17 protein-coding genes are annotated in these 20,035 nt (G+C 61.3%); 10 read left to right on the forward strand and 7 right to left on the reverse strand.

Annotated elements, in window-relative coordinates; all coding sequences use genetic code 11:
• Positions 1–3: 3 nt before the first annotated feature.
• Complete coding sequence (gene garD / locus AC3IP0_RS04015) at positions 4–1,557, forward strand: galactarate dehydratase (protein WP_489318346.1); 1,554 nt, start codon at positions 4–6, stop codon at positions 1,555–1,557.
• A 186-nt stretch (positions 1,558–1,743) separates the two neighbouring features.
• A complete protein-coding gene (locus AC3IP0_RS04020) occupies positions 1,744–2,685 on the forward strand; it encodes an AEC family transporter (RefSeq protein ID WP_489318347.1) in 942 nt (313 codons plus the stop codon).
• A gap of 99 nt (positions 2,686–2,784) precedes the next feature.
• Here the strand turns inward: AC3IP0_RS04020 and AC3IP0_RS04025 are convergent, their stop codons facing one another.
• The 6 genes from AC3IP0_RS04025 to gatC form a co-directional block, all read right to left on the reverse strand.
• Positions 2,785–3,165: a carboxymuconolactone decarboxylase family protein gene (locus AC3IP0_RS04025; protein ID WP_046040018.1), complete on the reverse strand. Its 381-nt coding sequence runs from the start codon at positions 3,163–3,165 to the stop codon at positions 2,785–2,787.
• The gene (locus tag AC3IP0_RS04030) at positions 3,162–4,223 is read right to left on the reverse strand and encodes a calcium/sodium antiporter (protein WP_489318349.1); all 1,062 of its coding nucleotides are present in this window, start codon (positions 4,221–4,223) and stop codon (positions 3,162–3,164) included. Before AC3IP0_RS04030 ends, AC3IP0_RS04025 begins: the two co-directional genes overlap by 4 nt.
• A gap of 50 nt (positions 4,224–4,273) precedes the next feature.
• Positions 4,274–4,648 (reverse strand): septal ring lytic transglycosylase RlpA family protein, encoded by a 375-nt coding sequence (locus AC3IP0_RS04035; RefSeq protein ID WP_095944250.1) that lies wholly within the window; start codon positions 4,646–4,648, stop codon positions 4,274–4,276.
• Positions 4,649–4,796: 148 nt separating this feature from the next.
• Entirely contained in the window at positions 4,797–6,242 is a 1,446-nt protein-coding gene (gene gatB / locus AC3IP0_RS04040; RefSeq protein ID WP_489318350.1) for an Asp-tRNA(Asn)/Glu-tRNA(Gln) amidotransferase subunit GatB, read from the reverse strand.
• Positions 6,243–6,252: 10 nt separating this feature from the next.
• Positions 6,253–7,704: an Asp-tRNA(Asn)/Glu-tRNA(Gln) amidotransferase subunit GatA gene (gatA, locus tag AC3IP0_RS04045; RefSeq protein ID WP_489318351.1), complete on the reverse strand. Its 1,452-nt coding sequence runs from the start codon at positions 7,702–7,704 to the stop codon at positions 6,253–6,255.
• Positions 7,705–7,721: 17 nt separating this feature from the next.
• Positions 7,722–8,009 carry an Asp-tRNA(Asn)/Glu-tRNA(Gln) amidotransferase subunit GatC gene (gatC, locus tag AC3IP0_RS04050; protein WP_007901429.1) on the reverse strand — a complete coding sequence of 96 codons (288 nt, stop codon included), beginning with the start codon at positions 8,007–8,009 and terminating at the stop codon, positions 7,722–7,724.
• Positions 8,010–8,220: 211 nt separating this feature from the next.
• Between gatC and mreB the strand changes: the two genes are divergently transcribed.
• The 8 genes from mreB to tldD all read left to right on the forward strand — a co-directional run bounded on the left by mreB (position 8,221) and on the right by tldD (position 19,431).
• A complete protein-coding gene (mreB, locus tag AC3IP0_RS04055; protein ID WP_002555108.1) occupies positions 8,221–9,258 on the forward strand; it encodes a rod shape-determining protein MreB in 1,038 nt (345 codons plus the stop codon).
• A 143-nt stretch (positions 9,259–9,401) separates the two neighbouring features.
• Positions 9,402–10,538: a rod shape-determining protein MreC gene (mreC, locus tag AC3IP0_RS04060; protein ID WP_489319717.1), complete on the forward strand. Its 1,137-nt coding sequence runs from the start codon at positions 9,402–9,404 to the stop codon at positions 10,536–10,538.
• Positions 10,538–11,029 (forward strand): rod shape-determining protein MreD, encoded by a 492-nt coding sequence (gene mreD / locus AC3IP0_RS04065; protein ID WP_007970244.1) that lies wholly within the window; start codon positions 10,538–10,540, stop codon positions 11,027–11,029. Before mreC ends, mreD begins: the two co-directional genes overlap by 1 nt.
• Before the next feature lie 32 nt (positions 11,030–11,061).
• Positions 11,062–11,670 carry a Maf family protein gene (locus AC3IP0_RS04070; RefSeq protein WP_489326699.1) on the forward strand — a complete coding sequence of 203 codons (609 nt, stop codon included), beginning with the start codon at positions 11,062–11,064 and terminating at the stop codon, positions 11,668–11,670.
• A 45-nt stretch (positions 11,671–11,715) separates the two neighbouring features.
• Positions 11,716–13,173 carry a ribonuclease G gene (rng, locus tag AC3IP0_RS04075; protein ID WP_008018726.1) on the forward strand — a complete coding sequence of 486 codons (1,458 nt, stop codon included), beginning with the start codon at positions 11,716–11,718 and terminating at the stop codon, positions 13,171–13,173.
• A gap of 75 nt (positions 13,174–13,248) precedes the next feature.
• Positions 13,249–17,052, forward strand: coding sequence for a YhdP family protein (locus AC3IP0_RS04080; RefSeq protein WP_489318353.1), 3,804 nt, complete (start codon positions 13,249–13,251; stop codon positions 17,050–17,052).
• A gap of 69 nt (positions 17,053–17,121) precedes the next feature.
• A complete protein-coding gene (locus AC3IP0_RS04085; protein WP_489318354.1) occupies positions 17,122–17,976 on the forward strand; it encodes a carbon-nitrogen hydrolase family protein in 855 nt (284 codons plus the stop codon).
• 12 nt (positions 17,977–17,988) lie between these two features.
• Positions 17,989–19,431, forward strand: a complete 1,443-nt coding sequence (gene tldD, locus AC3IP0_RS04090) for a metalloprotease TldD (RefSeq protein WP_057716428.1) — start codon at positions 17,989–17,991, stop codon at positions 19,429–19,431.
• Between the two features lie 48 nt (positions 19,432–19,479).
• On the opposite strand, the gene yjgA is transcribed toward tldD, so the two are convergent.
• Entirely contained in the window at positions 19,480–20,004 is a 525-nt protein-coding gene (yjgA, locus tag AC3IP0_RS04095; RefSeq protein ID WP_008046139.1) for a ribosome biogenesis factor YjgA, read from the reverse strand.
• Between the last annotated feature and the right edge of the window lie 31 nt (positions 20,005–20,035).

Genomic DNA, 20,035 nt, shown 5'->3' on the forward strand with positions numbered 1-20,035 from the left:
GTCATGCAGTTGATTGAACATTCCGACTCGCCGCGCTACATCCGCCTGCACGAGCGGGATAACGTAGTGATCGTGGTCAATGATCAGGGTGTACCGGCCGGCACCGAGTTTGCGGACGGCCTGGTTACCGTGGACTTCGTGCCACAGAGCCACAAGGTCACCCTGGAAGATGTTCCAGAGGGTGGCCAGGTGATTCGTTACGGCCAGGTCATTGGCTATGCCTTGCAGCCGATTCCCCGCGGCAGTTGGGTCAAGGAAGATCAACTGCGCATGCCGACCGCGCCACCGCTGGACAGCCTGCCGCTGTCCACCGATGTGCCGGCCGCGCAGGCACCGCTGGAAGGTTTCACCTTCGAGGGTTATCGCAACGCCGACGGCACCGTCGGCACGCGCAACATTCTCGGCATCACTACCACCGTGCAGTGCGTGACCGGGGTGCTGGATCATGCGGTCAAGCGCATCAAGGACGAGTTGCTGCCCAAGTACCCGCACGTCGATGACGTGGTGGCGCTGACCCACAGCTACGGCTGTGGCGTGGCCATCACCGCCACCGACGCGTACATCCCGATCCGCACCGTGCGCAACCTGGCACGCAACCCGAACCTGGGTGGCGAAGCCTTGGTGATCAGCCTGGGCTGCGAGAAATTGCAGGCTGGGCAGGTGATGCACGACAACGACAGCTCGGTGGATTTGAGCGAGCCATGGCTGTACCGCTTGCAGGATTCCAGTCACGGCTTCACCGAAATGATCGAACAGATCATGGAGCTGGCCGAGACACGCTTGAAGAAGCTCGATCAACGTCGTCGGGAAACCGTGCCGGCGTCCGAGCTGATTCTCGGCATGCAATGCGGCGGCAGTGATGCGTTTTCCGGCATCACCGCTAACCCGGCGCTGGGTTATGCCTCGGACCTGCTGCTGCGGGCCGGTGCGACGGTGATGTTTTCCGAAGTCACCGAAGTGCGCGATGCCATTTACCTGCTGACCTCCCGTGCGGAAAACCAGGACGTTGCCCAGGAACTGGTGCGGGAAATGGACTGGTACGACCGCTACCTGGCCAAGGGCGAGGCGGATCGCAGTGCCAACACCACGCCGGGCAACAAGAAGGGCGGTTTGTCGAACATTGTCGAGAAATCCCTGGGTTCGATCGTCAAGTCCGGCAGCAGCGCGATCAACGGCGTGCTTGGCCCTGGCGAGCGTTTCAAGCGCAAAGGCCTGATCTTCTGTGCGACCCCGGCCAGTGACTTTGTCTGCGGGACCTTGCAGTTGGCGGCGGGGATGAACCTGCACGTGTTCACCACCGGTCGCGGCACGCCTTACGGGCTGGCCATGGCGCCGGTGGTGAAGGTCTCGACCCGGACCGAACTGGCGCAACGCTGGCCGGACCTGATCGACATCGATGCCGGTCGAATCGCTACTGGACGCGCGTCCATCGAAGATCTCGGCTGGGAGTTGTTCCACTACTATCTGGACGTGGCCAGTGGCAAGAAACAGACGTGGGCCGAGCAGCACAAGCTGCACAACGACATCACCCTGTTCAACCCGGCGCCGATTACTTAAGACCGAGTCGCCTGCTTCGCGAGCAAGCCCGCTCCCACACTGGATTGTCGTCGCGCACAAATTTTGTGTTCGACACTGATCAAATGTGGGAGCGGGCTTGCTCGCGAAGGCGATCTAGCAGGCGCCGAAGTCTTCAGTGGCTTATCATTAGCCCCCTAACGACGCCCACCCCAAGGTCCTCCCGGCATGCTGGCAATTTTCCTCGAAACCCTGAACATCACCGCGCCGGTGTTTGCCATGCTGTTTCTCGGGGTGCTGCTCAAGCGCATCGACTGGATCAACGACAACTTCATCCACACGGCGTCGGCCCTGGTGTTCAATGTCACCATGCCGGCGCTGCTGTTTCTGGGCATCTTGCATGCCGACCTGCATGCGGCGTTGCAGCCGGCGCTGCTGATCTACTTCTCCCTCGCGACCCTGGCGTGTTTTGCCATCGCCTGGGGCTGGGCGATCTGGAAGTGCCCGCGGGAAGACAGGGGGATCTACACCCAGGGCGCCTTTCGCGGTAACAACGGGGTCATCGGCCTGGCGCTGGCGGCAAGCATGTACGGCGACTACGGGATTTCCCTCGGGGCGATCCTCGCGGCGCTGGTGATCCTGTTCTACAACACCCTCTCGACCATCGTGTTGGCGGTGTACAGCCCGGTGATCAAGTCCGATCCGTGGAGCATCTGCAAAAGCGTGTTCAGCAATCCGCTGATCATCAGCGTGATCGCGGCCGCCCCGTTCGCCTATTTCAAGATCGGCTTGCCGGGCTGGCTGGAAACTTCCGGCCAGTACCTGGCGCAAACCACGCTGCCGCTGGCGCTGATCTGCATCGGCGGCACGCTGTCGCTGGCGGCACTGCGCAAAAGCGGCAACATGGCGCTGAGTTCAAGCCTGGTGAAGATGATCGGCTTGCCGGTACTGGCGACGCTGGGAGCATGGCTGTGGGGCTTTCGTGGCGCGGAACTGGGGATTCTGTTCCTGTACTTCGGCAGCCCGACCGCCGCTGCCAGTTTCGTCATGGCCCGGGCGGCGGATGGCAATCACGAGTTGGCGGCGGCGATTATCGTGATCACCACGCTGATGGCGGCAGTCACCACCAACGTCGGGATCTTCTTTTTGCAGTGGGGTGGGTGGATTTAAAGGCACGGTCAAAAGATCGCAGCCTGCGGCAGCTCCTACAGGAGAACGCATTCCAATGTAGGAGCTGCCGCAGGCTGCGATCTTTTAAAAGCAGTAAAACTATTCCGGCTTCTGGTAACTGTCGATCACTTCTTGCGCCGCCCGAAACGCATCAATCGCCGCCGGCACACCGGCATACACCGCGCAATGCAGCAGCGCCTCGCGAATCTCATCCACAGTGCAGCCGTTGTTCAGCGCACCGCGCACGTGACCCTTCAACTCCTGCGGGCACTTGAGTGCAGTCAGGGCTGCAAGGGTGATCAGGCTGCGGGTTTTCAGCGGCAGGCCTTCGCGATTCCACACACCGCCCCAGGCGTGTTCATTGACGAAATCCTGCAGCGGCTGGGTGAACTCGGTGGCATTGCCCAGTGCGCGGTCGACGAAGGCGTCGCCCATCACTTGGCGGCGGACTTCAACGCCGGGTTTTTTATTCTCGGTCATGGGACTTCCTTCTTATGGTGTTGGCGATGCCAGGCGCGTAGCGACGTGAACAGCAAGAACGCCACCAGCGCCGGCAGGACGAAAAACAGCATCAAGTGTTCCAGTTTGCCGGCCAGTGGCATGCCGGTGGTGAACGACACCACGTGCAACCCATACGCCAGGTACAAACCCAGAAACAACAGGCCTTCGGCGCGGGTCACCCGGTAGCCGGTGTAGAACAGCGGCAGGCACAGCGCCGCGACGCCGAGCATCACCGGCAGGTCGAAATCCAGGGCGTTGGGCGACACCGACAGCGGCGACGGCGCCACCAGCGCGGTAAGACCGAGCACACCCAGGAGGTTGAACAGGTTGCTGCCAATCACGTTGCCCACGGCAATATCGCGCTCGCCGCGCTGGGCCGCGATCAACGAAGTGGCGAGTTCAGGCAGTGAGGTGCTGACGGCGACGATGGTCAGGCCGATGATCCGCTCCGATAACCCAAGATCGGTGGCGACGGCAACTGCCGCGCCCAGCAGCAAGTGCCCGGCGTATACCAGCATCGCCAGCCCGGCGACGATCATCAGCAGGCTGCTCAGCCATGGCGCTTGCGCATGATGGTCATGGCTCGATACCGGGCGTGCCGAATGCCGTGACTGGCGCAGCAACAAGCCCAGGTAAATCGCCAGAGCCGCAAGCAATATCACGCCGTCGGCACGGGTCAGTTCTTCATTCCAGGCGAGTACGAACACCAACAGGCTGGCGCCGATCATCAACGGAATATCCAGGCGCACCAGTTGCCGGGAAACCCGCAGCGGAATGATCAGCGCGGACAACCCGAGGGTGACGAGGATGTTGAAAATACTGCTACCGATCACACTGCCCACAGCGATGTCGGCATTGTGCGCCAGGGTCGCTTGCAAGCTGACTGCCATCTGCGGTGCGCTGCTGCCGAGGGCGACGATGGTCAGGCCGATGATCAGTGGTCGTACGTGCAACCGCGCGGCGATGCGTACGGCGGCGCGTACCATCAATTCGGCGCCGACAATCAGCAGAAGCAATCCGCTGAGCAATTCGATCACGCTGATCAGGGGTAAGTCGGCTAGTCCGAAAATGGTCGGGGCTCCATCGGTCAGTCGTCGAGGGCTTGCACGCGAACCCGCGCGGTGCCGCTGCGCAGCATGCCCAGGCGCTCGGCGGCTTCCTTGGACAGGTCGATCAGGCGGCCACGGGTGTGGGGCCCGCGATCATTGATGCGTACCACGCAGGATTTGTCGTTATTCAGATTGGTGACCTTCACCCGTGTACCAAAGGGTAGCTGGCGATGGGCGGCGGTCATGGAATTCATGTTGAAACGCTCGCCGTTGGCGGTGCGTTTGCCTTGGTGTTTGGCGCCGTAGTACGAAGCCACGCCGGTTTTGTCGTAGCCATGCGGATCGACGGTGTCGGTGCTGGCGCAACCGGCCAGGAGCGAGAGGAGGGCGCAGGCGCCGAATAGACGTTTCATTCAAGGTTTTCCCGAAACAATTGTGGGAGCGAGCCTGCTCGCGATAGCGTTCTGACAGTCAACTCATCGTTGAGTGCCGGACCGCTATCGCGAGCAGGCTCGCTCCCACAGGGAATGGAGCCAGATTTCAGAGCTGGCTCCATCCTCATCAGCCTTCGAGCTTGCTTTTGAGCAGTTCGTTGACCTGTTGCGGGTTGGCCTTGCCTTTGGAGGCTTTCATGGCCTGACCGACGAAGAAGCCAAACATCTTGCCGCGCTTGGCTTCGTCTGCCGCGCGGTATTGTTCGACCTGCTCGGCGTTGGCCGCGAGCATTTCGTCCAGCACCGCCGAGATGGCGCCGGTGTCGGTCACTTGCTTGAGGCCGCGCTTGTCGATGATTTCGTCCGCGCTGCCTTCGCCGTTGGCCATCGCTTCGAACACCACCTTGGCGATCTTGCCGGAGATGGTGTTGTCCTTGATACGCAGCAGCATGCCACCCAGAAGCTCGGCGGAAACCGGCGACTCTTCGATGTCCAGGCCTTGCTTGTTGAGCAGGCTGCCCAACTCGACCATCACCCAGTTCGCCGCCAGTTTGGCGTCGCCGCCGATGCTCGCGACTTTCTCGAAGTAATCGGCTTGCTCGCGGCTGGTGGCCAGCACGCTGGCGTCGTAGACCGACAGGCCGAACTGCTCCTGGAAGCGCTCGCGCTTCTGCGGTGGCAATTCCGGCAAGGTGGCGCGCACGTCGTCGAGGAACGAGTTCTCGATGACCACCGGCAGCAGGTCCGGATCGGGGAAGTAACGGTAGTCGTTGGCTTCCTCTTTACTGCGCATCGGACGGGTTTCGTCCTTGTTCGGATCGTACAGACGGGTCTGCTGGATCACCTTGCCGCCGTCTTCGATCAGCTCGATCTGGCGACGTACTTCGCTGTTGATTGCCTTCTCGATGAAGCGGAACGAGTTGACGTTCTTGATCTCGCAGCGTGTACCGAATTCAACCTGGCCCTTTGGACGGATCGACACGTTGCAGTCGCAACGCAGCGAGCCTTCGGCCATGTTGCCGTCGCAGATGCCGAGGTAACGCACCAGCGCGTGGATAGTCTTGACGTAGGCCACGGCTTCCTTGGCGCTGCGCATGTCCGGTTCGGAAACGATTTCCAGCAGCGGTGTGCCGGCACGGTTCAGGTCGATGCCGCTGGCGCCGCTGAACTCTTCGTGCAGGCTTTTGCCGGCGTCTTCTTCCAGGTGCGCGCGGGTCACGCCGACACGCTTGATCGTGCCGTCTTCCATGGCGATGTCCAGGTGGCCCTTGCCGACGATCGGCAATTCCATCTGGCTGATCTGGTAGCCCTTGGGCAGGTCCGGGTAGAAGTAGTTTTTACGGGCGAACACGTTGTGCTGGCCGATCTCGGCGTCAATCGCCAGACCGAACATCACCGCCATGCGCACCGCTTCCTGGTTCAGCACCGGCAGCACGCCGGGCATGCCCAGGTCTACCAGGCTGGCCTGGGTGTTCGGCTCGGAACCGAAGGTGGTGGAACTACCGGAAAAGATTTTCGACCGGGTGGTGAGCTGGGTGTGAATCTCCAGCCCGATCACGACTTCCCATTGCATGTGTGTCTCCTCAGAAGCCGGTTGGGGTGCGGGTGTGCCAGTCAGTGTTCAACTGGTACTGGTGCGCAACGTTGAGCAAGCGGCCTTCCTGGAAATACGGGGCGAGCAGTTGCACGCCGACCGGCAGACCGTCGACAAAACCGGCCGGCATCGACAGGCCTGGCAGGCCGGCGAGGTTGGCGGTGATGGTGTAGACGTCTTCCAGGTACGCAGCGACCGGGTCGCTGTTCTTGGCGCCAAGTTTCCAGGCCGGGTTCGGCGTGGTTGGGCCGAGGATGATGTCGACCTCATTGAAGGCCGCCATGAAGTCGTTCTTGATCAAGCGACGAATCTTCTGCGCCTTCAGGTAATAGGCATCGTAGTAACCGGCGGACAGCGCGTAGGCACCGACCATGATCCGGCGCTGTACTTCCGGGCCGAAGCCTTCGCCACGGGAACGTTTGTACAGGTCTTCGAGGTTTTTCGGATCTTCGCAGCGATAGCCGAAGCGCACGCCGTCAAAACGCGACAGGTTGGACGAAGCTTCCGCCGGGGCGATCACGTAGTACGCAGGAATTGCGTGCTGCATGTTCGGCAGGCTGATTTCCTTGATCACGGCGCCGAGCTTTTTCAGCTCTTCAACGCTGGCCATGACCAGGTCGGCGATGCGTGGGTCGAGACCGGCGCTGAAATACTCTTTAGGTACGCCGATGCGCAGGCCTTGCAGCGAGCCGTTGAGGCTGGCGCTGTAGTCCGGCACGGGTTCATCGATGCTGGTGGAATCGTTCGGATCGAAGCCGGCCATACCTTGCAACAAAATCGCGCAGTCTTCGGCGGTGCGTGCCATCGGGCCGCCCTGGTCGAGGCTGGACGCGTAGGCAATCATGCCCCAGCGCGAAACGCGACCGTACGTCGGTTTCAGGCCGGTGAGGTTGGTCAAGGCCGCGGGCTGACGGATCGAACCGCCAGTGTCGGTGCCGGTGGCTGCCGGCAACAGACGAGCGGCAACCGCCGCAGCGGAGCCGCCGGACGAACCACCCGGAACGTATTCCAGGTTCCACGGGTTTTTCACCGGTCCGTAGTAGCTCGACTCGTTGGCCGACCCCATGGCGAATTCGTCCATGTTGGTCTTGCCCAGGGTCACGGCCCCGGCAGCGGTCAGCTTGGCGACGACAGTGGCGTCGTACGGTGCCTTGAAGTTGTCGAGCATCTTCGAGCCGCAGCTGGTGCGAATGCCCTGGGTGCAGAACAGGTCTTTGTGGGCGATCGGCGCGCCGAGCAGGGCGCCGCTCTCACCATTGGCCCGGCGGGCGTCAGCGGCTTTCGCCTGCGTCAGCGCCAGGTCTTCGGTGAGGCTGATGAAACTGTTGAGCTGCGGATCGAGCTGGGCGATGCGCGCCAGCAGGACCTTGGTCAGCTCTTCGGAGGAAAACTTTTTATCGGCGAGTCCGCGGGCGATCTCGGCCAGAGTCAATTGATGCATTGCAGGCTCTTTCCCTATTAGTCGATGACTTTCGGAACCAGGTACAGGCCGTTTTCGACCGCTGGTGCGATGGACTGGTAGGCCTCGCGGTGATTGGTCTCGGTCACGACGTCCGCGCGCAGGCGCTGGCTGGCTTCCAGTGGGTGGGCCAGCGGTTCGATACCGTCGGTATTGACCGCCTGCATTTCGTCGACCAGCCCGAGAATGCTGTTGAGGGCCGAAGTGATGTGTGGAAGATCGGCATCATTGAGGCCAAGGCAGGCCAGATGAGCGATTTTTTCCACGTCGGAGCGTTCAAGCGCCATTGGGATTCTCCAGTGGAAAACAAAACGGACGGCGTCCGTGTGTTAGATTGTCGGAACACTACCGCACTTCTACGGTCATAAGGCCGCGATTGTGGGGCTTGGTGCACAGAAAAGCGGCCAATTTAACATATTGGCGCCTTGCCCAAAATCCCTGTCGTTGTTAGAGTTTGCCGCACTTTTTTACCCACGCGTTGCCTAGGGTCCCTTTCCCATGTTCAAGAAACTGCGTGGCATGTTTTCCAGCGATCTTTCCATTGACCTGGGCACTGCCAACACCCTTATTTACGTGCGCGAGCGCGGTATCGTCCTGAATGAGCCCTCCGTTGTGGCCATTCGGACACACGGTAACCAGAAAAGTGTCGTTGCTGTCGGCACCGAAGCCAAGCGTATGCTGGGCCGTACGCCGGGCAACATTGCTGCCATTCGTCCGATGAAGGACGGCGTGATCGCCGACTTCAGCGTTTGCGAAAAAATGCTGCAGTACTTCATCAACAAGGTTCACGAAAACAGCTTCCTGCAGCCTAGCCCTCGCGTGTTGATCTGCGTTCCGTGCAAATCCACCCAGGTTGAGCGTCGTGCCATTCGTGAATCGGCCCTCGGTGCCGGTGCCCGTGAAGTGTTCCTGATCGAAGAGCCAATGGCTGCTGCGATCGGTGCCGGCCTGCCGGTAGAAGAAGCTCGCGGTTCGATGGTCGTGGATATCGGTGGCGGTACCACTGAAATCGCGCTGATCTCCCTGAACGGTGTGGTTTACGCCGAATCCGTACGTGTGGGCGGCGACCGCTTCGACGAAGCGATCATCACCTACGTGCGTCGCAACTACGGCAGCCTGATCGGTGAATCCACCGCCGAGCGCATCAAGCAGGAAATCGGTACCGCCTACCCGGGCGGCGAAGTTCGCGAAGTCGACGTTCGCGGCCGTAACCTGGCCGAAGGCGTTCCACGCGCATTCACCCTGAACTCCAACGAAGTGCTGGAAGCTCTGCAAGAGTCCCTGGCAACCATCGTTCAGGCCGTGAAAAGCGCCCTGGAGCAATCGCCGCCGGAACTGGCTTCCGACATCGCCGAGCGTGGCCTGGTACTGACCGGTGGTGGCGCCTTGCTGCGTGACCTGGACAAATTGCTGGCCCAGGAAACCGGTCTGCCGGTGATCGTTGCCGAAGACCCGCTGACCTGCGTTGCTCGCGGCGGTGGCCGTGCATTGGAAATGATGGATAAACACACCATGGATTTGCTTTCCAGCGAATAAGTCGCCGGATTGCCTCTATGCTGTTGAGCGCGCAGGCGGCACTTTGCAGTGCTGCCTGTTCGCGTTTATCTTCTGTCAGTCTGCATCCAGGCCGGATTGCCGCCGTATGAAAAAACAGAACATTTGCCTGGGAGGAGCGGCTTATTAAACCGCTTTTCACCAAGGGCCCTTCACTGGGCGTGCGCCTGTTGGTGCTGGTCGTGCTATCGGTCGCGCTGATGGTGGTCGATGCCCGCTTCAGTCTGCTCAAGCCTGCACGCAGCCAGATGTCGCTGGTGCTGATGGACGCCTACTGGATCACCGACCTGCCTGGACGACTGTGGGAAGGCGTTGCCAGTCAGTTTGGCAGCCGGACCGAACTCGTCGCCGAAAACGAAAAACTCAAGACCGAGAACCTGCTGTTGCAGGGGCGCATGCAGAAGCTTGCCGCCCTGACCGAGCAGAACGTTCGGCTGCGCGAGTTGCTCAACTCGTCGGCCCTGGTCAACGAGAAGGTCGAAGTGGCCGAGTTGATCGGCATGGACCCCAACCCCTTCACCCATCGCATCATCATCAATAAAGGTGAACGCGACGGCGTGGTCCTCGGTCAGCCGGTACTCGATGCCCGTGGCCTGATGGGCCAGGTGGTCGAGTTGATGCCCTACACCTCCCGCGTCTTGCTGTTGACCGATACCACCCACAGCATTCCGGTGCAGGTGAACCGTAACGGTTTGCGGGCGATTGCCAGCGGCACCGGCAACCCGGAGCGTCTCGAGTTGCGGCATGTGGCCGATACCGCCGACATCAAGGAAGGCGACTTGCTGGTCAGCTCCGGGCTCGGTCAGCGTTTCCCGGCCGGTTATCCGGTGGCGACGGTCAAGGAAGTGATTCACGATTCCGGCCAGCCGTTTGCCATTGTCCGTGCCATTCCGACCGCCGCCTTGAACCGTAGCCGTTACCTGCTGCTGGTGTTCAGCGACAACCGGACTGCCGAAGAGCGGGTCAACGCTGCCGCCCAGGCCCAGGAAAGCCTGGATGCACAGGGTGGTGGGCCGATCATTCCGGCAACGGTTCCGAAACTGGTCAGCCCCGCGGTCCCCGCTGCACCGGCTGCCGCACCGGCGATTCCTGCCACGGCGGCGCCTGCGGCCACTGCGCCAGCCAAGCCAGCCACCACGCCAGCCAAGCCTGCGGCCTCGCATCCTGCGGCGGCTAAACCGCCGACGGCGCAACCCGCTGCCGCGAAGCCTGCCGCCAAACCGCCAGTGTCCGCGCCGGCCACTCCAGTGGGGAGAGAATAATGGGCGGTGTGAAAGCATCCCGAAACGGCTGGATAGTCTGGCTGACGTTCGCCGTCGGCCTGCTGCTGAGTGTTTCGCCTCTGCCGCAATTCATGGAAATCCTGCGCCCGCTGTGGCTGGCCTTGTTGCTGGCATTCTGGGCGTTGAACCTGCCGCAGACCGTCGGGATGGTGACGGCGTTTTGCCTGGGGCTGGCTGAAGACGTGCTCTACGGTACCTTGCTGGGTCAGAATGCCTTGATCCTGACGCTCATCACCTATCTGGTGCTGGCGCTGCAGCAACGCCTGCGGATGTTCCCGATGTGGCAGCAGAGCCTGGTGATCCTGGTGATCTTCGGCCTCGCCCAGCTTGTACAGCTGTGGCTCAGTGCCTTGACCGGCAATCGTCAGCCGACGCTGGCGCTGGTGCTGCCGGCACTGGTCAGCGCATTGCTCTGGCCCTGGATCAGTTTCGGTTTGCGCGGACTGCGTCGGCGCTACAAAATCAATTAATTCGCTCAGGCATTGGACAGGGAGAGGTCTTGATGAAACGGTTGTACCTCGCCTCTGGTTCGCCGCGTCGACGTGAACTGCTCACGCAGATCGGCGTTCCGTTCTGCGCCGTCAGTGCGGAAATCGATGAAACTCCTTTAGCTCAAGAGTCCCCGTCGGCCTACGTCGAGCGCCTGGCGCGCGGCAAGGCCGAGGCCGGGCGCGGCGGCGTCGTGTCTGACGAACCGTTCTGCGTGCTCGGTGCCGATACCGCCGTGGTGCTCGATGGAAAAATTCTCGGCAAACCGGTTGATCAAGCGGATGCGTGCGCCATGCTGATGATGCTGTCAGGGTGTGAGCATGAAGTCCTGACCGCGATTGCCGTGCTCGATGGCGAACGTTGTGAGTCCCGGGTTGTCACCAGTCGCGTGCGTTTTCGGGATATCAGTCGTGAAGAAGCCGTGACCTACTGGGCCAGCGGCGAACCACAGGACAAGGCGGGCGGTTATGGCATTCAAGGACTGGGTGCGGTGTTTGTCGCCGGGCTCGATGGAAGTTATTCAGCGGTGGTCGGACTGCCGCTTTGCGAAACCGCGGAACTGCTCGGCCATTTCGGCATACCCTGTTGGCAACCCCGGAACGCATACCAAGCAACGTTCTGAACAGATGCGGCCATTATCGTGAACATGCCTGAACGAGACCCTGCCATGAGTGAAGAGATTCTGATCAACATCACGCCGATGGAGTCGCGCGTGGCGGTGGTCGAAAACGGTGTCCTGCAAGAGGTCCACGTCGAGCGTACGCAAAAGCGCGGGATCGTCGGCAACATCTATAAAGGCAAAGTCGTGCGGGTATTGCCGGGAATGCAGGCGGCATTCGTCGATATCGGCCTGGACCGTGCCGCGTTCATTCATGCGTCGGAAATTTCCCTGCGCGAAGGCCCGGCGGTCGAGAGCATCAGTGCACTGGTGCACGAAGGCCAGAGCCTGGTAGTGCAAGTGACCAAGGACCCGATCGGTTCCAAGGGCGCACGCCTGACCACCCAGCTTTCGATTCCTTCGCGTTACCTGGTGTACATGCCGCGCACCGCTCACGTCGGCATTTCCCTGAAGATCGAAGACGAAGCCGAGCGCGAACGCCTCAAGCAGGTGGTCACTGATTGCGTGGCCAAGGAAGGGATCAAGGAGGCCGGCGGTTTCATCCTGCGCACGGCAGCCGAAGGTGCCGGCGCCGATGAAATCCTCATGGACATCCGTTACCTGCGCCGGCTCTGGGACCAGATCAACGCCCAGATCAAAACCATCAGTGCGCCTAGCGTGATCTACGAAGACCTCGGTCTGGCGCTGCGCACCCTGCGTGACCTGGTGAGCCCGAAAATCGAGAAGATCCGCATCGACTCCCGGGAAACCTTCCAGAAAACCACGCAATTCGTCGCCGAACTGATGCCCGAGATTGCCGACCGCCTGGAGCATTACCCGGGCGAGCGGCCGATTTTCGACCTGTATGGCGTCGAAGACGAAATCCAGAAGGCCCTCGAGCGCAAGGTCCCGCTCAAGTCCGGCGGTTACCTGGTGGTCGATCCGGCGGAAGCCATGAGCACCATCGACGTCAACACCGGGGCATTTGTCGGCCATCGCAATCTCGAAGAAACCATCTTCAAGACCAACCTCGAAGCCGCGACGGCCATCGCCCGTCAATTGCGCCTGCGTAACCTGGGCGGAATCATCATCATCGACTTCATCGACATGGAAGATGAAGAACACCAGCGCCAGGTGTTGCGCACGCTCGAAAAGCAACTGGAGCGCGATCACGCCAAGACCAACATCATCGGTATCACCGAGTTGGGCCTGGTGCAGATGACCCGCAAGCGCACCCGCGAAAGCCTTGAACAAGTGTTGTGCGAGCCGTGCAATGCCTGTCAGGGACGGGGCAAGCTCAAGACCCCGGAAACCGTCTGCTACGAAATCTTCCGTGAAATCCTGCGCGAGGCTCGCGCCTATCAGGCGGAAGGCTATCGTGTATTGGCAAACCAGAAAGTGGTGGACCGCCTGCTCGACGAAGAGTCGGGTAACGTCGCCGAGCTCGAAGGGTTTATCGGGCGTACCATCCGCTTTCAGGTCGAAACCATGTATTCCCAGGAACAATACGACGTGGTGCTGCTCTGAAGCGTTTCGTTTTGATTGTCCGAGAATGGCTGGCCTCAGCTTTTTGCAAAACTTTTGCCATGGGAGCCACCTGACATGGATCGTCTGACACGCATTTTGGCCGCACTGACCCGCTGGGGTCTGGGCCTGTGCGCGTTGGTTTTGGTGTTGATGGCGCTCTACGTCAGCCTTGGCCGGGAGCTGACGCCGTTAGTCGCCGAGTACCGTGCCGACATCGAAACCAAAGCCAGCGATGCCTTGGGCATGCCGTTGCAGATCGGCGAACTCGAAGGCAACTGGAGTGGATTCGCCCCCATATTGATGGCCCGCGACGTGACGGTCGGCGAGGGTGCCAATTCCTTGCGCCTGGATCAGGTGCGTGCGGTGCCGGACCTTTGGGCCAGCTTGTTGGCCCGCCAGGTACGCATCGCTCATCTGGAGTTCAGCGGCCTGAAGATCAACCTCAAGCAAGCTGAGGACGGTCAATGGGCGCTGGAAGGTCTGCCGGTGCAGCAGGACCAGCCCGCCGATCCGGAACAACTGCTCAATCGCATGCAGATGATCCAGCAACTGTCGGTGCTCGACAGCCAGGTGACCTTGCAGCCGTTTGGCGAGTCGCCGCTGACCCTGACTTATGTCGGCCTGAATCTGAAAGTCGGGGCGTCACGGCAGCGGCTCGATGCACGGCTGACCCTGCCTGACGGGCAACCGGTGGCCATGAGCCTGCGCACCCGTGTTCGAGCCAGCGAATGGAAGGATGGAGAAGCCGAGGTCTACCTGAGCCTGCCGCAAAGCGACTGGTCGAAGTGGTTGCCTGAGCGCCTGACCCAACAGTGGAATTTTTCCGAGATCAAGGCCGGCGGCGAGCTGTGGGTGACCTGGGGCAAAGGCACCTTGCAAAGCGCTGCAGTGCGCTTGAACGCGCCACAACTCAAGGGTGCCTACGCCGAACGCAAGCCGATCCAGATCAATAACCTGGCGCTCAATGGTTACTTCCAGCGCAGTGCCGAAGGCGCGTCAGTGACTCTGGACTCCCTGGCGATGAACTTCGGCGAGACCCGCTGGGAAACGCATCTGCAGCTCACGCAAAACGCCGCCACTGATAAAACCGAAGAACTCTGGCACCTGCAAGCCGACCGGGTTGATCTCACGCCGCTGACCCCGCTGCTCAACGCCCTGGCGCCGTTACCCGAGGGTTTTGCCACGGTCGTCGAGCGGCTCAAGGTCACGGGTGGGCTGCGTAACGTGCTGGTCGATTTCCGCCCCAATGCCACCGACGACAGCAAGTTCGGGTTTGCCGCCAACCTTGACCAGGTAGGCTTCGACGCCTATCACGGTGCACCGGCGGCGCGGAATGTCAGCGGCAGCATCAGCGGTGACCTGGGGCAAGGCGAACTGCGCATGGACAGCAAGGATTTCATGCTGCACCTGGACCCGATTTTCGCCAAGCCATGGCAGTACATTCAGGCCAATGCGCGGCTGACCTGGAAACTCGATAAAGAAAGTTTCACCCTGATCGCGCCGTATCTGAAAGTGCTGGGCGAGGAAGGCAAGATCGCCGGCGACTTCCTGATTCGCCTGCATTTCGATCACACCCAGGAAGACTACATGGACCTGCGGGTCGGCCTGGTGGACGGTGACGGTCGCTACACCGCCAAGTACTTGCCGACCGTCCTCGGCCCGGCGCTGGACGAATGGCTGCGCACGGCGATTCTCAAGGGCGCGGTGGATCAAGGCTTCTTCCAGTATCAAGGGTCGCTCAACCACGGTGCCGCGGACGTCGATCGCAGCATCAGCCTGTACTTCAAGGTTCACGATGCCGAACTGGCCTTCCAGCCGGGCTGGCCCCATGTCAGCAAGGTCAGCGGCGATGTGTTTGTCGAAGACAGCGGCGTGCGGATTCTGGCCAGCAAGGGCCAGTTGCTCGACACACAGGTCAACGATATCTACGTCAACATTCCCCATGTGCCTGCCGGGCAGAACGTTCATTTGTTCCTCGATGGCGGATTTGCCGGCGGTTTGGGCGATGGCCTGAAAATCCTCCAGCAAGCACCGATCGGCACCGGGGCAACCTTTGCCGGCTGGGAAGGCGAGGGGGACCTGCAAGGCAAGGTGAAGCTGGATATTCCCCTGGCAAAAGGCGAGGAGCCGAAGATCCTCGTCGATTTCAAGACCGCCAAGGCACGCTTGAAACTGGCCGAACCTGCGCTGGAACTGTCCCAGCTCAAAGGTGACTTTCGTTTCGACAGCGGCAAAGGCCTGAGCGGGCACAACATCAGCGCCCGGGCGTTCGACAAGCCGGTCACCGCACAGATTTTTGCCGATGGCAGCCCGGGCAGGCTCAATACCCGGGTGGCCGCGTCAGGGCAGGTCGAGGTCAAGAAGCTGACCGACTGGCTGAAGGTGACCCAGCCCCTGCCAGTGAGCGGCGTGATCCCGTATCAACTGCAACTGACCCTGGACGGCGCCGACAGCCAGTTGATGATCAATTCCAGCCTCAAGGGCGTGGCCGTCGATTTGCCCGCACCTTTCGGCATGACCACCGAGGCTGGGCGCGACACGACGTTCCGCATGACCTTGCAGGGCGACGAGCGGCGCTATTGGGTCAACTACGGGGACCTGGCGAGCTTCACGTTCGCCGCGCCGGCCAGCAATTTCGCCGATGGTCGCGGGGAATTGTCCCTCGGTGGCGGCGAGGCCGTGTTGCCGGGCGCCAAAGGCCTGCGGATACGGGGCGTGCTGTCGGAGCTGGACGTTGGCCCGTGGAAGGATCTGGTGGACAGATACGCCGGACAGGACCCCGGCGGCAGCGCCAGGCAACTGCTCAGCGGCGCGGATTTCAAAGTGGGCAAGCTCAGCGGTATCGGCACCACCCTCGATCAGGCTTCGATCCAGCTGGCGCGCAAGCCTTCCGCCTGGGCGCTGCAACTCGACAGCCAGCAGATCAAGGGCAGTGCCAGCCTTCCCGATTCGAAGGACACGCCAATCGCGATCAATCTGCAAACCGTGCGCCTGCCCGCACCGGACCCGACCGTGCTGGCCGATGAAAACTCGCCGGATCCGCTGGCGTCGGTGGACCCGACGAAAATCCCCGCGATGGACATCACCATCAATCAGCTATTCCAGGGGCAGGATCTGGTGGGGGGCTGGTCGCTGAAGATTCGTCCGACGCCCAAGGGCATGGTGTTCAACTCGCTGGACCTGGGCCTCAAGGGCATGCTGTTGGTGGGCAGCGGTGGTTGGGAAGGCGTGCCTGGCGCCAGCAACAGCTGGTACAAGGGCCGTATCAGTGGCAAGAACGTGGCCGATGTGCTCAAGGGCTGGGGTTTTGCGCCGAGCGTCACCAGCCAGAACTTTTATATGGATGTCGATGGCCGCTGGCCCGGTTCGCCGGCCTGGGTGGCGACCAAACGTTTCTCCGGCTCGCTCGATGCAACGCTTAATCAGGGCCAGTTCGTCGAGGTTGAGGGCAGTGCCCAGGCGCTGCGGGTATTTGGTTTACTCAACTTCAACTCCATCGGCCGGCGCCTGCGCCTGGACTTCTCCGACCTGTTCGGCAAAGGCCTGAGTTATGACCGGGTCAAGGGGCTGCTGGTCGGGACGAATGGTGTGTATGTCACCCGTGAGCCGATCCAGCTGACAGGCCCGTCGAGCACCATTGAACTCGACGGTACCCTGAACATGGTGGCCGATCAGATCGATGCGAAACTGATGGTGACCTTGCCGGTGACCAATAACCTGCCGATTGCCGCACTGATCGTCGGTGCACCCGCAGTCGGCGGGGCGCTGTTCCTGATCGACAAGCTGATCGGTGACCGGGTCGCCCGTTTCGCCAGTGTGAAGTACACCGTCAAAGGGTCGTGGAAAGAACCGAAGATTACCTTCGACAAGGCTTTTTGAGATCCTTTTGAAAAGGCACTCGGCAAGCCTATGGAGTAGCATGGCCGCATACGATTCCAGGAGTGCGCCATGTCTGTAGCGGTGATTCAAATGGTCAGCCAGAGCGATGTGCTGGCCAACCTGGCCCAGGCCCGTCGGCTGCTCGAGCAAGCGGCCGCCGGTGGCGCGAAGCTCGCGGTATTGCCGGAAAACTTCGCCGCCATGGGCCGGCGCGACATTGCCGACATCGGGCGCGCCGAAGCACTGGGCGAAGGCCCGATCCTGCCGTGGTTGAAACAGACCGCACGCGACCTCAAGTTATGGATTGTGGCTGGCACGTTGCCGTTGCCGCCGGTGGATCAACCGACGGCCAAAGTGCATGCCTGTTCGTTGCTGGTCGATGACCAGGGCGAAACGGTGGCGCGCTACGACAAGCTGCACCTGTTCGATGTCGACGTGGCGGACAATCGCGGCCGTTATCGTGAATCCGATGACTATGCTTATGGCAACGGGGTGGTCGTGGCGGACACGCCCGTCGGTCGGGTTGGCCTGACGGTCTGCTATGACCTGCGCTTTCCCGAGCTGTACAGCGAATTGCGTGCAGCTGGCGCGGAACTGATTACCGCCCCTTCGGCCTTCACGGCGGTGACCGGCGCGGCGCATTGGGATGTGCTGATTCGCGCACGGGCCATCGAGACACAATGTTATGTGCTCGCGGCCGCCCAGGGTGGGACGCATCCGGGGCCGCGGGAAACTTTCGGTCATGCTGCCATCATCGACCCATGGGGGCGTGTGCTGGCACAACAGGATCAAGGCGAGGCCGTGCTGCTGGCCGAACGCGACAGCAGCGAACAGGCGTCCATCCGGGCGCGGATGCCGGTGTCCAGTCACCGGCGCTTTTTCTCGCAGGGCGCCCAGCGACCTGCATCAGAACGACGAATTTAAGGCGTAAAGCATATGAGCGAGTTGTTGTCCTCAGTCAGTGAACACCTGCTGGCGCCCGGTGGCGTCACGATCGAGAGCCTGCAAGGCGTACTCGGCGACCTAGCCGGGCCGGGCATCGATGCGGCCGACCTGTATTTCCAGGGGCAGATTTCAGAGTCCTGGGCGCTGGAAGACGGCATCGTCAAGGAAGGTAGCTTCAACCTTGACCAAGGTGTGGGCGTGCGTGCGCAATCGGGAGAAAAAACCGGTTTTGCCTACAGCAATGCCATCACCCTGGAAGCCCTTGGCGCGGCGGCACGGGCCGCCCGTTCGATTTCCCGCGCTGGCCAGAATGGCACCGTGCAGGCATTCACCAGCCAGGATGTCGCGCAGTTGTATGCGCCGGACAATCCCCTGGAAGTGCTGACCCGTGCCGAGAAAGTCGATTTGCTCAAGCGAATCGATGCCGCGACCCGTGCCCTTGACCCTCGCATCCAGCAAGTCACCGTGAGCATGGCCGGTGTCTGGGAGCGGATTCTGGTGGCTTCCACCGACGGCGGTCTGGCGGCGGATGTACGCCCGCTGGTGCGTTTCAACGTCAGCGTGATCGTCGAACAGAACGGCCGCCGCGAGCGCGGCGGTCATGGCGGTGGCGGTCGGACCGATTACCGTTATTTCCTCGGCGAAGACCGCGCCATGGGTTATGCCCGTGAAGCGTTGCGCCAGGCGCTGGTCAACCTCGAAGCCATTCCGGCACCGGCCGGTACCTTGCCGGTGGTGCTCGGTTCCGGTTGGTCCGGCGTGCTGTTGCACGAAGCCGTCGGTCATGGTCTGGAAGGCGACTTCAACCGCAAGGGCAGTTCGGCTTATAGCGGGCGCATGGGCGAGATGGTTGCGTCGAAGCTGTGCACCATTGTCGATGACGGCACCCTGGCCGGTCGTCGTGGCTCGTTGAGCGTCGACGACGAAGGCACGCCGACCGAGTGCACCACGCTGATCGAAAACGGCGTACTCAAAGGCTACATGCAGGACAAACTCAACGCCCGCCTGATGGGCGTGGCCCGCACCGGTAACGGTCGTCGCGAATCCTATGCGCACCTGCCGATGCCGCGCATGACCAACACCTACATGCTCGCCGGCGAAAGCGACCCGGCGGAAATCATCGCCTCGGTGAAGCGTGGCATCTACTGCGCCAACCTGGGTGGCGGTCAGGTGGACATCACCAGCGGCAAGTTCGTGTTCTCCACCAGCGAGGCGTACCTGATCGAGGACGGCAAGATCACCGCTCCGGTCAAGGGTGCGACCCTGATCGGCAACGGGCCGGAAGCCATGAGCAAGGTGTCGATGGTCGGTAATGATCTGTCGCTGGACAGCGGCGTGGGCACGTGTGGCAAGGATGGGCAGTCGGTGCCGGTGGGTGTCGGCCAGCCAACGCTGAAGATTGATGCGATCACCGTGGGTGGCACGGGTTCGTAAGAGGTGAGGCTGCGGGTGAGCTGCGAGGCAGCTCACCCGATTCGAGAATTAACGCAGACCGCGTTGAGTCTCGTCCAGCTCACGGATGTACTTGAAGATTTTACGGCTGGAAGCAGGAGGCTTGTTTTGCGCAAGCTCATGCTGGGCCTGACGGATCAGGGAACGCAATTGCTGGCGGTCCGCGTCCGGGTAGTCGACGACGAATTTTTCCAGAACGGCATCGTCGCCGGCGATCAGACGATCGCGCCAGCGTTCCAGGTTATGGAAGCGTTCGTTGTATTGACGGGTGGAGGCATCGAGTTGATCGAGCAGAACCAGAATGGCGGCAGTGTCCTGATCGCGCATCAGTTTGCCGATGAACTGAAGGTGCCGTTTACGCGCGATGTTCGCGGTGTGCTTGGGCGCATCGGCCAGAGCCCGACGCATTCCGTCGGTCAAGGGCAGTTTTGCCAGCAAGTCAGGCTTGAGTGTTGTAAGGCGCTCGCCAAGGTCAACCAGAGCATGCAGCTCGCGTTTAACCTGGGATTTGCTTTTTTCTCCCGTATCGAGGGAGTCGTCGTAAGAATCAACCATGGTGGCCGTCCGCAAAGAAACGCCGCCATGA

The sequence above is a fragment of the Pseudomonas sp. GL_103 genome, assembly GCF_057835175.1.